This is a genomic window from Methylocystis sp. NC52PC, from assembly GCF_055698645.1.
This window is the reverse complement of the sequence record NZ_CP170127.1, coordinates 1,894,053-1,913,602: the sequence shown is the minus strand read 5'-3', so window position 1 is coordinate 1,913,602 and position 19,550 is coordinate 1,894,053. Positions and strand designations below refer to the sequence as shown.

17 protein-coding genes are annotated in these 19,550 nt (G+C 61.2%); 6 read left to right on the top strand and 11 right to left on the bottom strand.

What is annotated here, in order from left to right:
- The first annotated feature begins 142 nt into the window (after window positions 1-142).
- Window positions 143-514 (top strand): VOC family protein, encoded by a 372-nt coding sequence (locus tag ACETII_RS11235; RefSeq protein WP_472788087.1) that lies wholly within the window; start codon window positions 143-145, stop codon window positions 512-514.
- Window positions 515-571: 57 nt separating this feature from the next.
- On the opposite strand, the gene ACETII_RS11230 is transcribed toward ACETII_RS11235, so the two are convergent.
- Window positions 572-2,158: a B12-binding domain-containing radical SAM protein gene (locus tag ACETII_RS11230; protein WP_472788086.1), complete on the bottom strand. Its 1,587-nt coding sequence runs from the start codon at window positions 2,156-2,158 to the stop codon at window positions 572-574.
- 216 nt (window positions 2,159-2,374) lie between these two features.
- Between ACETII_RS11230 and ACETII_RS11225 the strand changes: the two genes are divergently transcribed.
- Window positions 2,375-2,926 (top strand): L,D-transpeptidase, encoded by a 552-nt coding sequence (locus tag ACETII_RS11225; protein ID WP_472788085.1) that lies wholly within the window; start codon window positions 2,375-2,377, stop codon window positions 2,924-2,926.
- Between the two features lie 290 nt (window positions 2,927-3,216).
- Here the strand turns inward: ACETII_RS11225 and ACETII_RS11220 are convergent, their stop codons facing one another.
- The 6 genes from ACETII_RS11220 to ACETII_RS11195 all read right to left on the bottom strand — a co-directional run bounded on the left by ACETII_RS11220 (window position 3,217) and on the right by ACETII_RS11195 (window position 9,928).
- Window positions 3,217-3,501 (bottom strand): hypothetical protein, encoded by a 285-nt coding sequence (locus tag ACETII_RS11220; RefSeq protein WP_472788084.1) that lies wholly within the window; start codon window positions 3,499-3,501, stop codon window positions 3,217-3,219.
- 296 nt (window positions 3,502-3,797) lie between these two features.
- A complete protein-coding gene (locus ACETII_RS11215) occupies window positions 3,798-4,589 on the bottom strand; it encodes a TonB-dependent receptor domain-containing protein (protein WP_472788083.1) in 792 nt (263 codons plus the stop codon).
- Window positions 4,541-5,965: a TonB-dependent receptor gene (locus tag ACETII_RS11210; RefSeq protein WP_472788082.1), complete on the bottom strand. Its 1,425-nt coding sequence runs from the start codon at window positions 5,963-5,965 to the stop codon at window positions 4,541-4,543. Before ACETII_RS11210 ends, ACETII_RS11215 begins: the two co-directional genes overlap by 49 nt.
- Window positions 5,962-6,282 (bottom strand): hypothetical protein, encoded by a 321-nt coding sequence (locus ACETII_RS11205; RefSeq protein WP_363345918.1) that lies wholly within the window; start codon window positions 6,280-6,282, stop codon window positions 5,962-5,964. The genes ACETII_RS11210 and ACETII_RS11205 overlap by 4 nt, the downstream gene beginning before the upstream one ends.
- A 59-nt stretch (window positions 6,283-6,341) precedes the next feature.
- The gene (locus tag ACETII_RS11200) at window positions 6,342-7,562 is read right to left on the bottom strand and encodes a PepSY-associated TM helix domain-containing protein (RefSeq protein ID WP_472788081.1); all 1,221 of its coding nucleotides are present in this window, start codon (window positions 7,560-7,562) and stop codon (window positions 6,342-6,344) included.
- Window positions 7,563-7,564: 2 nt separating this feature from the next.
- The gene (locus ACETII_RS11195; RefSeq protein WP_472788080.1) at window positions 7,565-9,928 is read right to left on the bottom strand and encodes a TonB-dependent siderophore receptor; all 2,364 of its coding nucleotides are present in this window, start codon (window positions 9,926-9,928) and stop codon (window positions 7,565-7,567) included.
- Between the two features lie 746 nt (window positions 9,929-10,674).
- On the opposite strand from ACETII_RS11195, the gene ACETII_RS11190 reads away from it, so the two are divergent.
- The 4 genes from ACETII_RS11190 (at window position 10,675) to ACETII_RS11175 (ending at window position 15,199) form a co-directional block, all read left to right on the top strand.
- Window positions 10,675-11,367: a response regulator transcription factor gene (locus tag ACETII_RS11190; protein WP_472788079.1), complete on the top strand. Its 693-nt coding sequence runs from the start codon at window positions 10,675-10,677 to the stop codon at window positions 11,365-11,367.
- 92 nt (window positions 11,368-11,459) lie between these two features.
- Window positions 11,460-12,752: a sensor histidine kinase gene (locus ACETII_RS11185; RefSeq protein WP_472788078.1), complete on the top strand. Its 1,293-nt coding sequence runs from the start codon at window positions 11,460-11,462 to the stop codon at window positions 12,750-12,752.
- 198 nt (window positions 12,753-12,950) lie between these two features.
- Window positions 12,951-14,807 (top strand): PAS domain-containing protein, encoded by a 1,857-nt coding sequence (locus tag ACETII_RS11180; RefSeq protein WP_472788077.1) that lies wholly within the window; start codon window positions 12,951-12,953, stop codon window positions 14,805-14,807.
- Between the two features lie 11 nt (window positions 14,808-14,818).
- The gene (locus ACETII_RS11175) at window positions 14,819-15,199 is read left to right on the top strand and encodes a response regulator (protein ID WP_472788076.1); all 381 of its coding nucleotides are present in this window, start codon (window positions 14,819-14,821) and stop codon (window positions 15,197-15,199) included.
- Window positions 15,200-15,624: 425 nt separating this feature from the next.
- On the opposite strand, the gene ACETII_RS11170 is transcribed toward ACETII_RS11175, so the two are convergent.
- The 4 genes from ACETII_RS11170 to ACETII_RS11155 are packed head-to-tail and all read right to left on the bottom strand — an operon-like array spanning window position 15,625 to window position 19,415.
- Window positions 15,625-16,320, bottom strand: a complete 696-nt coding sequence (locus ACETII_RS11170) for a spermidine synthase (RefSeq protein WP_472788075.1) — start codon at window positions 16,318-16,320, stop codon at window positions 15,625-15,627.
- Window positions 16,317-16,982: a DUF938 domain-containing protein gene (locus ACETII_RS11165; RefSeq protein WP_472788074.1), complete on the bottom strand. Its 666-nt coding sequence runs from the start codon at window positions 16,980-16,982 to the stop codon at window positions 16,317-16,319. The genes ACETII_RS11170 and ACETII_RS11165 overlap by 4 nt, the downstream gene beginning before the upstream one ends.
- 60 nt (window positions 16,983-17,042) lie before the next feature.
- Window positions 17,043-18,107: an extracellular catalytic domain type 2 short-chain-length polyhydroxyalkanoate depolymerase gene (locus ACETII_RS11160; RefSeq protein ID WP_472788073.1), complete on the bottom strand. Its 1,065-nt coding sequence runs from the start codon at window positions 18,105-18,107 to the stop codon at window positions 17,043-17,045.
- A gap of 18 nt (window positions 18,108-18,125) precedes the next feature.
- On the bottom strand, window positions 18,126-19,415 hold the full coding sequence (locus ACETII_RS11155; RefSeq protein WP_472788072.1) for a NupC/NupG family nucleoside CNT transporter: 1,290 nt from the start codon (window positions 19,413-19,415) through the stop codon (window positions 18,126-18,128).
- Window positions 19,416-19,550: the final 135 nt, after the last annotated feature.

Sequence of the window (19,550 nt, the reverse complement as noted above, 5' to 3'; positions counted from 1 at the left end):
ATGTCGAGCCGTATTCGGCTTTTTGGAGGATTTTGACCATCTCTACCGCTACGCCAATCTGATGGACCTCGTGGGCAATGGGCGTAAGTGTCGCTGCGCGCTTACCCGGCGGGTTGCGGGGTCTGACAGGAGGATCTAGCCAATGACCATTCGTCTCAACCACACGATCGTTTCTGCTCACAACAAGCAGGATGCGGCGCGCTGGTTTGCTGACGTCTTTGGTCTAGCCTTCGCAGAAGCGGATGCCGACCACTTTGCGCCAGTGCGGGTGAATGACACTTTGACGCTTTTGTTCGCCGACGCGGCGTCATTCGACGCTCAGCATTATGCTTTCCATGTCAGCGACGCTGAATTCGACGCTATTCTCGGACGAGTCAAGGATAAGGGGTTGGCCTTCGGCAGCGCGCCCTGGAGCCGAAGCGACCGAAAGCTGAATGACTGGGGCGGAGGCCGGGGAGTGTATTTCGAGACGCCAGACAGCCACCTCATGGAGCTCATGACGGTTCCACAGTGACGGACCAGCGCGAGCGGCCTTGCAATCCTCGTCGAGAAAAACGCTAGAACGACAGTCCTACGCATCCGACATGGCGGCGACGCGCTCCGCCTTTTGCGGCGCGGGGGCCGTCGCGAGGCTGGGCTCCCAATAATTGCCTTTCTCGAACATGTAGCGCGCTTGGGCGTATTGGAACATGATGCGGCCAACGATGGTCATCGTCTCGGGCTTACGTACGGCTGCGCCCCAGATTTTGTTCCACATCCGGCCCTCTGACTCGCCATAATTACGCACTTGCATGGCGACCTGCATTGACTGCCTTTCGATTTCGCGCAGCGCGTTCGAATCGGTCGGCTCGGGCGCCGGTCCATTGCGACGTCGCCCGAAGCTGTCGATCAGACGGAGCATGCGCGCGGTGAAGGCCGGCGGCGAATAAAGCGCATTACAGAGGTTCTGCATTCCCTCATGCAGCTCTTCCATGCTCATGGTTTTGCACTTGATATTGGAGCTCCATGGCACGGCCTGGGTCTCGATGCCGCCCGTGAGGAGTCGTCCCTCCCGCAAGATGCGATCGTATAGGGGCGTCGCCTCGGAAGCCATCAGACCGCCAAGGCTGAATATGGGAATGGGCGTCGCCATCGCGAATTCATATTGTTCGCGGAAGATGTCGGGCCCGTCATGGTCGAAACCGACGATCATTCCTCCCATGACCGAGATCCCGCGCTCGACGAGCTTTTGAACCTCCTCGATGAGGCTGATCTTGAGGTTCTGCCTTTTTCCCGTTTCACGAAGGCTTTCCAGGTTCGGCGTCTCAATGCCGATGAACACTTGCGTCAACCCTGCGGCCACACACAGATCGATCAATTCGTCGTCACGCGTCGCGTCGATGGAGATCTGGGTGACGAACTCCATCGGGTGGTCGCGACGCCACTTTGCGATTGCCGCAAGCAGCTCCTTGCAATGCGCCCGATAGGCGGTGAAATTATCATCGGCCAGAAAGGTCGTGCGATAGCCCAGGGCCCAGAGCGCCTCGAGCTCGCTGATGACATTGGCGATGGGTTTGTGCCGCTGCTTGCGCCCGAGATATTGGATAACGTCGCAGAATTCGCATTCGAACGGGCATCCGCGGGAAGTTTGCACGGCGCCAAGCATGGCGCGGTCGTTGCGATAGAGGTCCCAGCGGGGCGCGGGAGACAGCGCTAAAGACGGCTTGTCGCCAAAATAAGCGTCCTTAGGCTTTCCGGCCCGCAAATCTGAAAACAGGGCGCTGGCGATCTCCTCTGCTTCTCCGCACACCATGACGTCACAATGGCCGCGCAGCCGTTCCGGGGAGAGACTTGCATAAGGACCGCCGATAATGACGCGTTTGCCGCGCCTGCGGAATTCGTCAGCGATCGCCGTCATGCGCTGGCGCTGGCTGACCTTGCCCGTGATCGCGATCCAGTCGGCTGGATGATCGAAGTCGACGCGGGAGGCGCTCTCGTCGTAAATCTCGACCTTGAAATCCGAAGGGGCCATCGCCGCAACAGTCGAACAGGCGAGATCCGCCATCATCACGCCGCCCGGCCCGCCTCGAGCCGCGAGCGCCTCGGCGCCAAAGTAAGTGGGAAAATCGGCCATTGGATTAATAAGATAAACCGTAGTCATGACCGAACCCGCCGCCATTAATTACTCCAATATCTCACTTCGAAATTGGGGAGACAAGCTGAAGCGTTTCCTCGCTGGAGGCTATGAATCCCTTAAATCTTCTGCTCCTGCTCTTTCCTGTTGAGATGACTGCCGCGATCCCGCCGAGCTCGGATCGTGCGACGGCGCACGCCGCTGCGGACGGACGGCAGCTACGTTCTTTCCACTAAAACATCGACTTCCTTGGAGAGAACAATGAACATTCGCAAAGTCGTCGCCGGCGCCGCCGCCGCCGCCATCTTCACATTCACCGCTGCGGCGTCCACGACGCCCGCCTCTGCCGCCATCTCATCCGAGCACACCAGATCACATCGCACAGCGGTCTTCGAAAACGTGGCCCCGGGCACGATTGTCGTCAGCGTCTCCCAGCGCCGCCTCTTCCTGGTGCAGAATGACGGCAGCACGATCAGCTACCCGGTCGCAGTGCCGAAGCACGGCAAGGAGTGGTTCGGGGTCACTTCGATCCGCGAGAAGTTCACCAATCCCGACTGGACGCCGCCGACCGATGTCCGCGCCGACCACCCCGAGTTGCCCGATGTGATCCCCGGCGGGGCGCCGAACAATCCGATGGGGACCCGCGCGATGCTGCTCGATGGCGATCAGGTCGCGATCCACGGTACGACCAACAAGATGCGCGCTTCGATCGGCACGGCCGCGTCTTATGGCTGCATCCGCATGCGGAACGAGGACGTGACCGATTTGTTCGAGCGCGTGAGCGTGGGGACGACTGTCATCATGCAGCCCTGATTGAGCGTCGCCCCTCATGAGATGGCCACTGCCCTCTTCACGGAAGACCTCGGCGAGCAGCAGCTACGTTACGGCCAAGATGGACCATGGAGAAGGGGCGCTCGTCAGGGCATGTGCACAAGGCGCAATCGAGTTGAGCGGCGTCGCGCTACGCATCCAAGAAACGTCTCCCCCGCATGCATGTGTACGGCGAAAGAATATTGCGCCCCTGCCAATAGGCGCTTCGATCCTCTGCAAGCGCCGGGTGCGCGCCACGAGCCCCGTTAGAAGAGAACCGCATCACGAGCGCCTTACTGCTCAATGAAGGTCGGAACCGAAATCGACGACCGGATTCGGTTTGTCTCGGCTTCAAAGGCGTCGAGCGCGTCCTCCTCGAACATGGACCTCAGCTTGCCATGCCCCAGATGCATTTCGTCTGCGGCAAGATCGCGCTGGGTCTCGAAATCCTCGATCTCGGTCGGGCATAGTCGCTCGAATTCCTGCGGCGGCGTCGTCAGCGCGAGCAGCGTCAAGCGCCGCGCCGCAGACAAGGCGAGTTCTTTGGCGGTCTGGCTGTGTAGACGGCTGTAGCGCATTGCGATGTTCCTCTCCGTTTAGCTGGGGCAAAAACCCCCGGCGGGAAGCGGCGGGCGCTAAGCTGCAGGCCATATTGGCGGCTGCCGCCAGCTGGAGCGTCACGCCACAGTCGGTGGCAGACATGTTGAAAACAATTGAGATCATCGATGGTTTCTCGAGGCGAAGCGCGTCGGGAGGGAAATGTTGCGGATATAATACTCCTCAAGCGGAGGTCGCGCCGGCTCTTTGGCTTCAGCTTTGTTTTGCGCGCGTCTTCGCTTGCGAATGATTAGTCGTTGGAATGCACGCGCAAAAACTAGAACTTGCAAATAACGCTCCCCGACACGGACCTGGGCTCGCCGTGATAGAGCGCGCCATTGGAGGTCCAATTTTGCTGGTTGGTGAGATTTGCGGCGTTGACCTCGAATTTGAAATTGTCGCTGAGCTTATAGCCAAGCGACGCGCCGAGCATTTGCTGGGGCGGGAGGGTGAAGCCGGGGGTGTTCGGCAGGGTCGCTTCGGCGCGGCTGGCGTAATAATAGCTCGCGCCGAGTTCGAGGCCGTCGAGGAGGCCGAAATCCAGCGTATAGGCGAGCGAGACATTGTAGACGCGGCGCGGCGCGCCCAGAAGATCGCTGCCTTGCTGGGAGGGGACGTTGTCGTCTTTGGTGACGAGCGCATGCAGAAAGGTCGCGCCGGCGGTCAGACGCAGATTGGGCGTAAACTGCGCCGTTACATTCGCCTCGATCCCATGGCTGTGCTGCTGGCCGGTCACGACCGAATAGAAGCCCGAGGGATTGGCCGGATTGGGGATGGCGACATTGTCGCGAGTGATGTCGAACAGGCCGATCTCGACGATCGCGCGGCGGTCGAAGAGCTCGCGCCGCACGCCAAGCTCATATTGCGTATCCTGCTGCGGCGGCGGCGTCTCGCCGCCTTGAACCCGCACGCCGGTATTGGGAATGAGCGACTTGCCATAGGCGGCGAAGATCTGCGTCTCGGCGTCGGGCCGAAACAACAGGCCGGCGCGCGGCGAGAAATAGCCGTCGATTCCCTTGCTCAGGCTCGCCGTCGGCTCTCCCGTGAGCGCGCCCGAGGGATCGAACACGCGCTCGCGCTGTGAAAGACGATCGTAGCGTCGCCCAGAAGAATGCGCCAGTTTTCGTTGAGGTCGATGAGGTCCTGGCCGTAGACCGATCGGCTGATCGCGCGGGCGACGCCGTTCGACCAATAGGCGCCTGCATAATCGACGCCCGGCGGATAGACGGGGAAGAATATGTTGAGCGGCGCCGCTTCATAGCGGGAAATGTCATTGGAATAGCCGAAAAAATAATCCCAGTGCTCGGCGGCCATAAACACCGTGTGGGAAAGAAAGCCCGTCTCGAACCGGCCGTTGAGCCGCAGTTGCGCGTCGAAGCTGCGGTTGGCGGTGCGGCTGCGCGCCGGATTGCCGAAGACGACGGACTGAAAGCCGTCATAGCCCCAGCCGGTGCACCAGCCCCAGCGACTGGCGTAGAGAAAATAATCCACGACAGCGGAAACGCTCCAGTTCGGGCCGAGCGCATGCTCATAGGTGAAGGTTAGATCGTCGAAGAAGGGCGTTTCATGTTCATTGGCGGGAATGCCGGCGTAGAATTCGCGCGAAATTCCAAAGAAGATCGGATCGGCCGGCACGCCGTCCCGCCACACGAGCCGCGCGCCATTGTGCTCGGCGCGCAGCGTGGCGCGGTCGCCATTGTCAGCGGTGAAAGCGAGCATCGGCGCGACGTCGAAGCTGCGCGTGCGCACGAAGTCGACGAAGCTGCCCAGACTCTGCGCCGAGCCGGTCAGCCGGAACAATAGGTTCTTGTCGTCGGTGAGCGGGACGTTGATGTCGACGGTGAGACGCTTGAGGCCGAAGGAGCCGAGGCTCGTCGCCGCGCGGCTGAAAGTCTCCAGCGTCGGCGCCTTGCGAATATAATTGGCGGCCCCGCCATAGCCGCCGAGAGCCTTGCCGAACAGCATGGCGCTCGGCCCTTTGAAGAACTCGACGTGGTCGACGGTCGAGAGATCGACGTCCTGCGCGGTGAAGCCATGCGCAGCGCCCTCGAAGAGCGTAACGCCGGAAGGAAAGCCGCGCATGACGAAGCTTGGCGAATAGGCGGCGTTGGAAGCCGACTCGTTGACGAAGACGCCGCTCTGATCGCGTCCGAGGGTTTGCGCGCGCGGCGCGGCTTTTGGTTTGTCGTCGGCCGTCTCCCGGCGCTGCGTACGAGATCTGTCCTGGTCCCGGCCCTCGCCTGTCTCCTGCGGGTCGCGGTCGCGTCGGTCGCGCGACTCCGCACGCGGCCGCTGTTTGTGTGCGCGCCGCTCGTCGCGCGCGCGCGGACCTTGTGCGGCGGCAATCTCTTCGCTGGCGTCGCGGCGCTCGTCCCCGCCTTCGGCGGCGGACGCGGGGAGGCCGCCGCAGAGAAGCAGGACGAGAACGAGGCGCGCCGCCCTCATGCAGCGGTCGGCGCGCCGTCGCAGACGAGCCGCACGAGCGCGCGCGCCGCCGGATATTTGCGGTCGACGGCGATGTGCTTCAACGGCGCGACAAAGCTCTGCGCGCGCGTGTCGCCGCAAATCGAGAAGCGGCACATCGGCCCATGCGCGCCGCCGCCGTCGAAGACGTCGATCACCAACAGGCGCGGCGTACGCCGTCCAGCGGCGCCCTGGGCGCAAAGATAGGCGAGCAGCGCTTGCCGCGGATAGGCTCCGATCGGGCCGGCGCGGCGCAGGCGGTCGATAAGGCGGGAAAGGCCTTCGTGATCAAAAATCATGCTGATCTCCACGCGCAATTGCAGAGTTCAAATCAAGGGGTGCGTCGGCTTGAAAAAACTCAACAAGCGGCCTCCTCCCGTTCACGCGCCCGGCCAGGCGCCGGGCGCCGACCGCGCTCCCGCCGCGCCGAACGCTTCTTCCACCAGATGTAAACGCCGGTCACGGAGAGCATGATTATCAGCAAGCCGAAAAGGCTCACGAAAATTCTGTAGGTCAAACCAAAGACATTGGCTTTGTGCAATTCGTAAAGCCACGTCGTGATCGTATTGCCGGCGCGATGCCCTGTTGGCAGCGAGACGTCACGCAGCGCCCCCGATGAGGCGTCGAACCACACCGACGTCTGCCCGTATTTGTCGCCGATGTCCCGCGACGACCGCACGCGATATTCCCACACGCCTTTGTCGCGGAGAATATAGAGCGCGAGGTCGCGTTCGATCTCGAACCCATGCGCGCGAGCCTGCTCCGCCATAAGTTGACGCCCTCGAGATTGCGCCCGTTCCCAGGACAGCGGTTCGATATCGCGCGGCGGCGATACAGTTGGCGCGAAATAATAGGGTTGCTCGTAAGCGAAGACGAGCGACATGACGCGCGAATAAAACCCGTTGAGATTCATGTAGACGCTCGACCAGGCGAAAATCAGCAAGAACGCCCAGAGCCATAGGCCTCCGGCCCTGTGCAGGTCGAAGTTGACTCTGTAGAACGACCCCGCGACCTTGACCAGCCATGCAGGCTTCCAGCGTGCAAGAAAGCTCTTGCGGCTGCGTTCGCCGGCCGCTGGCAGCGTCAAATAGAAGGCCACGAAGCAATCGAGCGTCCAAACGAGCGCGGTGAGCCCGAGTAGCCAAGCCCCGATTTCACCGGCGGCAAGCGTCATATGAAGGCGATAGACAAAAGGCATGACGCCCGCCCGCGTCGTCGGGAAGGCGCCCCAAAACAGGCGTCCGAGTTCTGCGCCCGTCCGCCGGTCGAGATAAATGTAGTCGAAACCGAGCGGCGCTGCGCCGCTCTTCGACTCCATGCTCATCTCGACGAGAGAATCATAGCCGAAATAGACCGTATTGACCTGCCCGTTGGGCGCGAGCGCTTCGGCGCGCTGCGCGAGCGCGGCGGCGTCGAGGCCTGCCGTCCCCGGCAGGTCGGCGTAGAGTTCAGGCGCTAACAGATGGTTCAATTCTCCGTAGAATGCGAGGAGGCTCCCCGTCCCGCCAACGATGATGAGGAAGCCCGCCATCGCCAAGCCGGTCCATCGATGAAGCAAAACCAGGAGCGCGCGCGCCATGACTAAAACTCCATTCTTACCGTCCCCGTCGCGGTGAAGGGCTTGGCGGGAATGCTGGAGTACGGCGCGGAAAAGTTGTTGAAGAAGTTGTCCGGCCCAACGAAATACTGCGCATTATTGATATTCTTCAAATTCAACTGCGCGGTTAGTTTGTGGCCTTCGAACAAGGTCGCATAACTTGCAAAGGCGTCTAGCCGCGCCCACCCAGGCAGCAGGAACGTATTCTGGATGTCGCCCCACGCGCGCGTCGCGGCGGTGACGCCTCCGCCTACTCGGAAACCAAGGCCGTTGTCGCCAAAATCATACGTCAGGAAGACTTTGCCGGAGTGACGCGGGACATTGTCTCTGTGACGTCCGAGCAGACCGCCCTGTTGCCCGAAAATCAAAGGATCGAGAATGCCGAAGGGATTGAGCGGGTTGAAGGGATTGTCCGCAATAACCTTGGCGTCGATATAGGCGTAGTTCGCGGTAACCGCGAGCCGGTCGGTGATCGCGCCGAGGACGTCGAGTTCGACGCCGCGGCTGCGCTGCAGGCCAGCCAGGATGAAAGCCCCAGGACCACCCGCGAAATCGCGGGTCGGCACGCCCGACTTGGTGATCTGATAGAAAGCGAGGGTCGCATTAAGGCCGGGAAGAGGTTCGGCTTTCAGTCCAGCCTCCCACTGCAGGCCCCTTTGTGGTCCAAGCGGCGCGCCGGTGGCGGAGAAGCCATTTCCGACGCCGAAGGAGCGCGAGTAGTTCGCATAGACGCTCACCTGCGGAAGGACATCGAGGACGAAACCGGCGCGCGGGCTCCAGGCTGTGTCAACGGCGGTGTCCGCCGCAAGGCGCGCGTCGATCGCCGCCTGCTGAGTCGCTGTGTAATCGCCGCAACAGCTGCTAGAGAAGCCGGCCGTCTGATCGGCGACGTCATAGCGGGCCCCCAGCAAAATGTGCAGACGCTCAAAATAGGTGACCAGATCCTGAACGTAAAAGCCTTTCTGACGCGTCAGGGTCGAGGAATGATATTTGAAGCCTGAGCCTGCAATCGCGTCCCAATAGGCGTAGTCGGGCACGCCGCCGTAGACGGGGTTGACTATATTGATCGGGTAAAGCCCCGCGCCACCGCCGGCGTAATAGGAGAAGTTATTGTTGTAATAGTCGAGGCCCATCAGAAAATTATGTCTTCCGCCGAGCGCGAGGAATTTTCCTTCGAGGTCGATGTTGGTCGAAAATGTCTGGCCGCTGACCGTTTGGGTTTGGGTGAGACGTTGGAGAGTCTGCCAGTCGGGGTCGACACAGAATGGCGTCGAGCAGGACGCCGACAGGTTGACCCCTTGCAGACTACTATGGGCGTAAAGAAACCTGTTCGTGACCTTCCAGTCCTCGTTCAGGTTTTGTCGAAAGCGATAGCTAACGGTTACGTTATCGCTCGAATCAATGGGATCGGTCGGCTCCTGAAAGGAGCGGCTGAGCGGAACGGGAGCGGGAGCGGGGCCGATTGTGGGTATCCCGATGTCGGACTGCGCCCTTTGGCCGAAATATTGCGTGTCTAGTGTAAAATCTGTCCATTCCGTCGGCCGGTAGGCGATGACAGGCGCGACGAGAACGCGTTCGCCGCCCTGGAAGGTTCGGAACGAGCCGTTATTCTGATAAGCGCCCGACACGCGGTAAGCGAGGCCCTCCACCTGGTCGATCGGCGCGGACAGATCCCATTGCGTGCGATAATAGTTGAATGAACCGAACTGCTGCTCCAAAACGTAACGCGGGGCGCCAAGCGGCTCTTTGGTAATCAGATTGATGATGCCGCCAGGCTCGGAGCGTCCGTAAAGCACCGACGCGGGACCCTTGAGCACTTCGATACGCTCGATATTGGCGGTATCAAAGTTGAAGCCGTCGGCCTTCAGATTGTTGCGGAAGAAATTCAGAACCTGGAAGCCGCGAATGTTGAAATTATATCCGGCCGTGTCGGTGTTGTTGGACTGGACGCCCGAAACGTTCTCGAGCGCTTCCTGGACCAGCGTCGTGTTCTGGTCGACGATGACCTGCCGCGGAACGACGCCAACCGAGACGGGCAATTCTCTCAGCGGGACGTCCATCTTCGCGCCGGTGGTCACGTTGTGGACGACATATCCCTCAGTCGGCGTTCTGGGCACGCTCGCGAAGCGCGATGCGACGGATGATCCCGAACCGGCATTGGGACCGGGCGACGCGGCGCCCGTGGCGGCGCCGCCGCTGCCGCCGTTTTGGCCGGGAACGGGCTTCGGCTTCCCTCGCACGCCGCCGATCTCGATCGTCGGGAGGGTTTGCTGAGCCATCGCCAGGGAAGAAGGGGCAAGGGCAAGCGCGCCGGCGCAGACGCCGCGCGAAAGAAGCAAGCGTAACATTTGTTATCTCCTGCGGCGCGTCGGCGCCCGATCGTCGGATGTGAGCGAGGGGGATCGATCAGGAGACAACAGGCGGCGCTTGGGCCGACCAGACGCTCCCCCAGCCTGACGGCCGCTTGCAGGAGAGCGAGACGGAGACATTTATTGGCGCGAGATGGACAAAGAGGGCGCGGCTGCTGATGTCGCGTTCGGGGGAGAGCGGCGCTTTCGCGTAGGCCGCGGCGCCGCAAAGGATGCAGCAGACAGACGCCTTCCCGGAAGGCGCTCCCGATCCGTCGGCGCCGGACGAACTCTTGCACGGGATATCCAGCAACGAAGTTACGGCGTCGCCGTCTGCGAAACGGGACTGCGGTCCCCCGGAATGAGCGGCAATGACGCCTTGAGCGAAGAGAGCGATCGCGATCAGCAAAGCCAGCAGGAAGCGACGCGCGAACCGCTCCGTCTCCCGGCTGGTTCCTGATCTCGTCACGTCGCCTCGCATCTCGATCGCTTTGCCTTCTGGTCCACGCCGTCCGTCGAAACCGCTTCATTCGGTTGGAAGCAGAGCCGCGATTCAGGGATAACGAAGAAAGATCGCAGGAACCTCGCAAGCGGAGCCTCCGCGCGGGAAATTGCATCCTGTTGCAAGAATGCAACAGCTGCAGCGATGTCGTCACAGCCCGGTCTTGGCGATCGACAGGCTTTGCAGCGATAATGGCGGTTGCGTCGGCGTCCGCTGCCGCAAATCCAGCTTGGGAGCGGCGCCCATGCGTATCCTTCTGGTCGAGGATCACCCCGACCTATCGCGCCAAGTGGCCGAAAAAATCCATCGCGCCGGCTACAATGTCGATAGCGTCTACACGATCGAGGATGCGGATCGCGCACTCGAGCGCTGCGCCTATGCGCTCGCGCTGATTGATCGCAGATTGCCGGATGGCGACGGCATCGCGCTGGTCCCGCGGATGCGCAGAAAGAGACCCGACATAAGAATCTTGCTGCTGACTGCGCTCGACGCCGTCGACAACAGGATCGAAGGGCTCGAGGCAGGGGCCGATGATTATCTTACCAAGCCTTTCAATCTCGACGAGCTCGTTGCACGCATTCGCGCGAATCTGAGAAAGCATAGCAGCGGACCGACCCCGCCGGTTCAAGTCGGCGCTCTCAGATTCGATCTCGAAAACCGGGCCGTCCACATTAGCGGAACGCAGGCGCTTCTGTCGCGCGGGGAGCTTGTCCTGCTCGAGACCCTTGTCAGGCGGGCCAATTGCGTCGTCTCACGCGAGACCCTTCACGCCGAGCTTTACGGATATGGCGAGGAAGTGCAGGATCATGCGCTCACGTCGCTCGTCTCGCGTTTGCGAGCGCGTCTTGCCGCAATGAACGCCGGCGCTGAAATCTTTTCTGCGCGCTCGCTCGGCTACATTCTGCGTGAAACTAGGGAGCGCGAGGAGCGACGGTGAAGGCTCACTCATCGCTCGCCCGGCGCACCGTCGGCTATCTGGTCATCGCCCAGTTCACCGCATTTTTCCTCGCCTGGGCGGCGACGCTCGGCTTGGGTCTCGCCGGCGTCGAGAGGTTCACGCAGTCTTGGGACGAACTTGCCGCTTATAGAACGGCCAGCCTTGTCGTCGACTCGTTGAAACGGGGCGCGGACGGCCATATTGAAATCGAGCCATCGTCCGGGTTGCAGGCTGAAGTTGCGCGTATTCCAAAACTGAAATTTGCCGCCTTCGAATCGAAAAGCAAAACGCCGGTCGACGGCTCGTCGCCTGAGCTCGTCGCGAGACTCGAAAAGGTCATCGAGGTCAATTCCTCTCACACGCATTTCGTTTTGCCTAGCGACCCCGAAACGCCCGCGCTTGGCTTCATGGGACCGGCGCGCACGCCCTATGGGCGATTCCACATCGCGACGTATCACGCCACATTTCGACTCGAAGACCTCTTTCATTCAATGCGCGAAGATCTGCTGACTTATGCAGCCTATTTCGTCTTTGCCGTGCTGCTCTCTGGGGCGACGGCCTGGTTTGCTGTTCGACAGGGACTCGCGCCGCTGCGAGACGCGGCTGCAGAGGTGGCCAAAATTGAACTGGACAGCTTGTCGAAGCCGCTGCTGCCGACCGACGTCCCCGTCGAGGTAAGCCCCTTCGTGGATGCGGTCAACGAAGCGCTCCGGCGCCTCGATGCATGGGCCATTCGGCAGCGTCGCATTACCGCGAACGCCGCTCACGAACTGCGTACGCCGCTCGCTGTCATGCGGGCCCGGCTGGAAAACGCCAAAGCTAGCGCTCTTGCTTCCGAACTCCTTAGCGACGCCAGTCAGTTGCGCTCTATCGTCGAGCAGATGCTCGTGGCGTCGCGTCTGTTCGAGGGGCAAGTAAGCATGGATCAGGAAGTCAATTTATCGAATCTGACTGGCGGCGTCGTGGCTGGTCTTCTCCCCTTGGCGATGGATTGCAACAGGTTTCTCGATTTCGAAGCCAATCCCCCGCACGCGATCATTAAAGGAAACCAGCGAGCGATTGAATGCGTTCTTACGAATCTTCTCGATAATGCAATTCGCGCGGAGCCTAAGAATGGAACGATTTTTGTCGAAGTAAACGCCGAAGGCTTGATATCGATCGTCGATCATGGAGAGGGTGTTTCTCCAGGCCACACAGACATGATTTTCGAGCCCTTCTGGCGGAAGAGCGAAAAGCTCCCCGGAACAGGCCTTGGCCTGGCTATTGCCAAAGAGATTGTCGATACCCACGGGGGCAAAATCTGGGTCGAGGAGACCCCGGGCGGCGGCGCGACTTTCAAGCTGGTTTTTCCGAAAGTCTCCGATGTCGGGGACGCCGTGGCGTAGGGGCCCTTCCGATTGGCGTCGATGGCCTGGAAACACTTCCTTGGCTTCTTGTCGGGCGGGATGGAGAGGAGCCATCAGACAACGAGACCCACTCCACCTTGCGCGCAAGCTTTTCCTTTGGAATGAGCGGGCTGTCTTTGCCTTGGAGAAAAGGCGCCAGCCCGTCGCGTCGCTGCCCTATTCGGGCTTAAACTATACTTGGTCAAAGTTAATCTCTGCAAGACCGGAGGAACCTCTATCCGAGGCGCCTGTCGTGCCTTAGATGTCCTCTGGGAGGCGGAGGTCGTCATGGGGTCTGATCAAGCTCGTGCGTCGCCTGAGCCCGGCGATTTCGTAGCTATGGTTGAACACTTGCCTGTCCTTTGTTGGATGGCTGACGCTCAGGGCTATATTTTCTATTATAATAAGAAATGGTACGAATATACTGGAACCGCGCCTGCCCAAATGGAGGGCTGGGGCTGGCAATCCGTGCACGATCCTGTTGAACTTCCGATCGTCATGGAGAGATGGCGGAGGGCGCTCGTAACGGGGCAGGTCTTCGAGATGACGTTCCCCTTGCGGGGGGCCGACGGCGTGTTGCGGCCTTTCCTTACCCGCGCCGTTCCGCATCGCGCGCCGGACGGCTCAATTCTGCACTGGTTCGGCACAAACACCGATATAACGGAACTGGAGAACGCCGAGGCGAAAGCGCGGGAAAGCGCGCGCACCCTCCAAAGCGTGATCGATGAGGTCCCGGCTCTTGTCTACGTAAAAGACCTGGAAGGACGCCTCAAGCTCGCCAATGCAGCCGTCTTCCGTCTACTCGCCCAGGACGGGGGGAGGACGGGGCAGCAGGCGCAGTGGTTCAGCGAGGCGCAGGCCAAGAGCATTGCCGACAGCGACCGACGAGCGATTGACCTTGGCCAGACCCAGGAAGTCGAGGAGCAGGCGGGGTACGACGAACGGGGCCCGCGTGTTCTTCTCACGCGCAAGAGTCCGTTCCGTGATGAGACGGGCCGCGTCGTTGGCGTGATTGGGACGTCGATCGACATAACGGAACGAAAGCGGGCCGAACAGGCTGTAGCCGAGAGCGAGGCTCTGCTTCGCCAAGTTCTCGATCAACTCTTCGCCTTCGTCGGCCTGATGACGCTGGATGGCGTCCTCATTGCCGCAAACGAGGCTCCGCTCAAGGCTGCGGGGCTTTCGTCCAATGACGTCTTGGGAAAGCATTTCTGGGAGACTTACTGGTGGAGCTATTGCGAGAAGGTCCAGGCGCGAATCAAGGCTGCGACGATCGCCGCCGCTAAGGGAGAAACGAGCCGGTTCGATGTGGACGCTCGCATCGCAGGCGGAGCGCTTCTCACCATCGATTTTCAGCTGGCGCCGCTGAGAAACGCGGAAGGCGTGATCACTCACCTGGTGCCGTCCGCAGTCGTCATTGAGGAGCGCGTGCGTCTCGAAAAAGCGCGCCTCTTACTCATTCGCGAGCTCCACCACCGCGTCAAAAATCTTTTTGCAGTCGCAGTAAGCATGGTCAATATGGGCGCCCGATCCGCCAGCGATGTGCGAGCATTTGCCGATACGCTGATTGACCGTCTTATGGCGCTTGCTCGAGCCCATGAGCTCATCGCACCTTCCTGGGACAGGGAATGCGATGCGACGGATGCAAAGACGACGATTGACCGCGTGGTCAGCACAGTGCTTGAGCCGCATATAAAAGATCCCGCTCAGGCCAGGATCTCGGGGCCGCCCGTCCTTGTCGGACCGAGTTCCCTCACCAGCCTGTGCCTCATTCTGCATGAGCTCGCGACAAACGCTTCGAAGTATGGGGCGCTATCGGCGCCTCAAGGGCGCGTTACGATCCGCTGGGAACAGGCCGACGAAAAAATTCTGCGCTTGAGCTGGAGAGAGGAGGGCGGCCCGGCAATATCCAGAACAACCGAGAAGAAAGGCTTTGGAAGCCAACTGATGGAATTGAGCGCGAAAGGCCAACTCGGCGGCGAGTTGAGGACAGAGTGGCGCCCCGGCGGAGTGCAGGTGACGCTCACCGCCTTGCTCGACCGCCTTCCCCGTTAGGAATTTGCCGCATGCCCGCAGCCAATGCTCTCGCCGATCGGCTCGTCCTCGTTGTTGAGGACGAGGCTGTGATCGCCATGGATCTTTGCCTGACCATCGAGGAATGGAGCGGCAAGCCGGTCGGGCCCGCGTCTTCCGTGCGGGAAGCGCTCGATCTGTTGTCTGATACGCCCGAATGCAGGGCTGCGATTGTCGATGTCAATTTGCCGGACGGTGATATCGGACCCGTGCTCGACGTTCTCAAGGAACGGGGCGCTGCTGTCGTCGTCAGCACGGGCTTCGCTCTTCCGCCCGACGTTCAGGCCCGGCACCCGGACACGATGCTCTTAAGAAAGCCAACGCCTTCAAAGCGAGCGGTTGAAACTCTCATCGCGCTGATGGCCGGCCCCTAGAACGAGGGCCTCAATGCTCCTGAGCTGCAACTTGTCTGTTAGTGCGACGCCCGCATAAGAGGCACACCGGCGCTTTGGTCGTGGAGCGAAATTCGGGAATGAATCTCGCATTGTGACTTTCATGCCATTTCCCAGTGAACGGGAATCACCAAACTGAAGCAGCCGGCCGAAGGGGGCAAGCAGCACGCCTGCGACATTTTCCACTTCTAGCCCGGATCGCAATGCTATTGTCTCTCGCTCAAACTGGACCAGTACTTGCGGCAAGAGCGCCGTGACGGCAAGGATGAAAGCACATTCTTCGCAAGGACCGCAACATCAGCCGCCCGCCTGCCGCTTCGGAGCCGGGGAGCGCGATCACGAGAAGCTTTAATCCAAGAGAAGCCCGAAGGCGAAGCAAGGAAAGACCGCGGCTCTGACGAAGGCTGTCAGCCCTGCGGGCGCTTACGATCGATCCGCGTCGCTACCCAGACGACATGCCGGGCGCCGCCTCTCTTGGCGTTGGCCCGCACCTTGATTTCCTCGACGCCGAACCCGGCCCTGTGAAGCCGCTGAGTGAAGCTGCGGTCGGGGCCGGAGGACCAGACGGCCAGGACGCCGCCGGGGCGCAAAGCTACGCGGGCTGCGGCCAGTCCCGCCATCTGATAGAGACCGTCATTGGCTTCGCGCGACAGCCCCTCGGGGCCATTATCGACGTCGAGCAGGATTGCGTCATAGGACGCGCGCGCCGCGTGAATGAGCCGGCCCACATCCGTTTCATGAATCGTGACGCGTGGATCGGTCAGACTCGCGCCGTGCAGGTCAACCATTGGGCCGCGCGCCCACGCCACCACCGCTGGAACGAGCTCCGCGACGACGACGCGCGCCTCTGCATCGAGGACCGCAAGCATGGCGCGCAAAGTAAAACCCATTCCGAGCCCGCCGATGAGGATTCGCGGCTCCGGCCTGCAACCGAGTCTCTCATGTGTGAGCGTTGCCAGCGCTTGCTCGGATCCACTGAGGCGGCTGTTCATCAGCTCGTTATTGCCGAGCATGATCGAGAATTCTGCGCCCCGCCGCATGAGCCGCAGCGCGCCTTCGCCGCCCGGTATCGGCGCCGTGTCGAGCAGGACCCACGGAATCATGCGGGCCTCTTCAACTTGTCGTCCATGTCTTCGCCTTCATTCATCGATCGACCCGAGGACGACCGCCGACGGAATGTCAGACTGAGATTATTCGCCGGCATTTCTACGATCTCGGGCTTTTCGAAACCGCTCCGGCAACCAAGATCGGCCATTGCTTCAAGATCACGGACGCCCCAAGAGGAGTCCTGAGCCCGAAGCCCGGCGTCGAATGCGGCGTTGCTCGGGGCGGTATGGGCGCCGCCCCGCTTGTAGGGACCATAAAGATAGAGCGGCGCGCCGGGGGGCAGAATCTCCCCCGCATGATTGAAGAGGCCTTCCGTCGCCGCCCACGGCGAAATATGGACCATGTTGATACAGATGACGGCGTCGGCTCGATCGATTGGCCAGGGCGCCGTCGCCGCATCGAGAGCGAGCGGCGCCTGCACATTGCGAACGCCCGTCGACGCGATCCACGCCAGGATGCTCTTGCGAGCCTTTGCGCTGGGATCCGACGGTGCGAATGTCAGCTTTGCAAGCTCTGCGGCGAAGTGCACCGCATGTTCGCCGGAGCCGCTCGCCACCTCCAGCACGAGCCCTCGTTCCGGCAGAACCGCGCGCAGGACGTCCAGGATGGGTCCGCGGTTGCGCGCGGCCGCGGCAGAGAAAAGGCGATCATCGCTCATGAACTTACCCTTACTCCCAAAAACGAGCTCGACCGAACCGTCATCGCCTTATCCGACTCCTCAACGGTTGGCCTTCCCGGCCAAGCGCGCCACCATCCCCCAGATCGCCTGAATCTGCGTCCCGTTTTTCGTGTGGTATTCGCCTCCGTCATAACCCCACCAGTCCCAGCAGGCGTTTGGATTCCATCTGAAATTGAAAGTATAGAACGGCCATCCCCATCCCCAGCGGCTGATCGTCTGAGGGTAGAGCACGATGATGTGGTTCGTATCGGCCCAGCGGTTATAGCCGGCGTGTTTGTAAAAGCGGTCGCCGATTGCGTCTCCCTGCTGGCGGCAGCCATGGAAGGCGACGTGCACGCGGCAGGATTCTTCAGCGCAGGCCGTCGGGACATAGGCGTAACCCGCATCGCTCAGACTATGTCCGCGCGCGTCGCCGTCGGGCAGAAATTCTTTCTGGTCGAACTGAATGTAGCGGCCGCTTTCCTGCGCATTGCGCGGATTGAGCTTGCCGTAAATCTGCGCGAGGATGGCCCCGGCGGCGTCGAGGTTGCAATCATCGATGAAAGGCTCGCCAGTAACGTCGCAGGCGTCTCCATAATCCTCAGTGATCATGGCGTGGCCCGCGTCCAAGTCTTTTCGGTAGACGATTTGCTCGGCGGTCGGCAGGTAGAGCGCGTAATAGTCCCGCACGACGTCCATGACCGGCGTCAAGACAACCTTGTCGGCCCGGCCTGAAAACAGCCATACGCGAGAATTGTTGAGGTTGGCCACGTCGTCCACTGCGCGGGAACGCACGAGGCCGTCCGTCATTGCCTTGAGATGCGCCAGATCGGGGGCGGGATGGTCGGCGTCGGGCTTCATGCAATTTCGAGTCGCTCGGGTCGCGCTATTCTCGGCGCAGCCATAAGGGACGCCGGCGATCACGCCAGCTCCTTTCACCGTACTGGAATGCGCGACGTGGAACTGCACCGCCATGGCGGCGCCGGATGAAATGCCGGAGACTGAAGTCTCAGAGATACTCGCGCCATAGGCCGGCAGAGGATCTGCGGCAAAGGCTGGCCCTGAGCCCCCGCAAGCCAGAACCGGGGCGATGATCGCTGATCGAAAAATTTTGTCCCCAAACATTGGCCTTCTCCAAAAATGTTATGAACCCGAAGCCGCCGCAGATATGGAAGTAAGATCGTAAAGCGCGCCCGCGACGGTCGCGCTCGTACAGGTGGCCATCGTTCCAGACAGGATCGACCGCAGGCCGAGACGCGCGATTTCGGCGCGCCGTTCTGGCAACATGGCGTTGAGGCCGCCCACGAGAATGCCCATACTGCCGAAATTTGCGAAACCGCATAGCGCATAGGTGAGGAGCAAGCGGCTTTTCGGGGAAAGCGCGTCGACGCTCAACTCGCTCATTGCGCGATAGGCGACAAATTCATTCACGACCGTCTTCGTCGCCATCAACGACGCGGCGACGGGGGTTTCTTCCCAAGGCACGCCGATGAGCCATGCGACAGGCCGAAACGGCCAAGCGAAAATCCACTGGAGACTCACGACCTGACCGCCGAGCGGCGGCAATTGCGCGAGCGCAATGTTGACGAGCGTCACCAGAGCGATTGTCGTCAACAGGACGCTGACAATGCCGACGAGCGGGCCGACGCCCTCCGCGACCCCTCTGATGATCGCGTCAAAGGGCCCCGCGGGCGGATGATCGACCATCAACGAAGCATCGTCTGCATCTTCGTCCAGCCGCCACGGCGACATGATGGCGGCGATGGAGATCGCGGCTGGCGTAGCGATGACGGACGCGATGAGAATATGGCCCAGGGCGTCCGGAATGAAGGGCGCGAGAAAGCCCGCATAGATCACCATGACCGTGCCGGCGACGCCAGCCATGCCGCAACTCATCAAGGCAAAAAGCTCGCCCCGCTGCATGTGCGCAAGATAGGGGCGAATTAAGAGCGGCGCCTCGATCATGCCCACAAAAACATGGACGGCCGCGCCCAGCGCCAAAGGTCCGTTCAAGCCCATCGAACGCCGCAACAGCCAGGCGAGCGCGCCGGCGACGCGCTGCAGGACACCCCAGTAAAAAAACAGGGACGCCAGCGCAGAAATCGTGAGCACCATCGGCAGGGCCCGGAAGGCGAGGATAAAACCGGCGCTCGGCTTCTGCACGGCGAAGGGCGTTTCGCCGCCGCCGAGATAGCCGAACACAAAGCTCGACCCGGCGTCGGTCGCCGTCTGCAGCGCATGGGCGGACTCGCTCATGAACAGCAAAATTCTCTTTACAGGCGAAAAGCCGCTCAGGACAACCGCGAGGCCGATTGAGAGGGCCAGTCCTGCAAAAACGACCCGCCAGGGAATCTTGCATCGATTGTCGCTGAGAGCGTAGGCGATAAGCAGAAAGCAAGGTAAGGCGAGCAAGGGGCGAGCGGCGTCTGCCATATGCGCGAGTCTCTGAGCTGGATAGCCAGGGAGAATTTTGCGCCGCAGCTTAGGCCAGGGCGCCGCCGCGGTCCAGGCGGGCGAGGTCCCTTCGGCGCGCGTGAATCATTTCGACGCCCGCATGCGGCCCGCTTT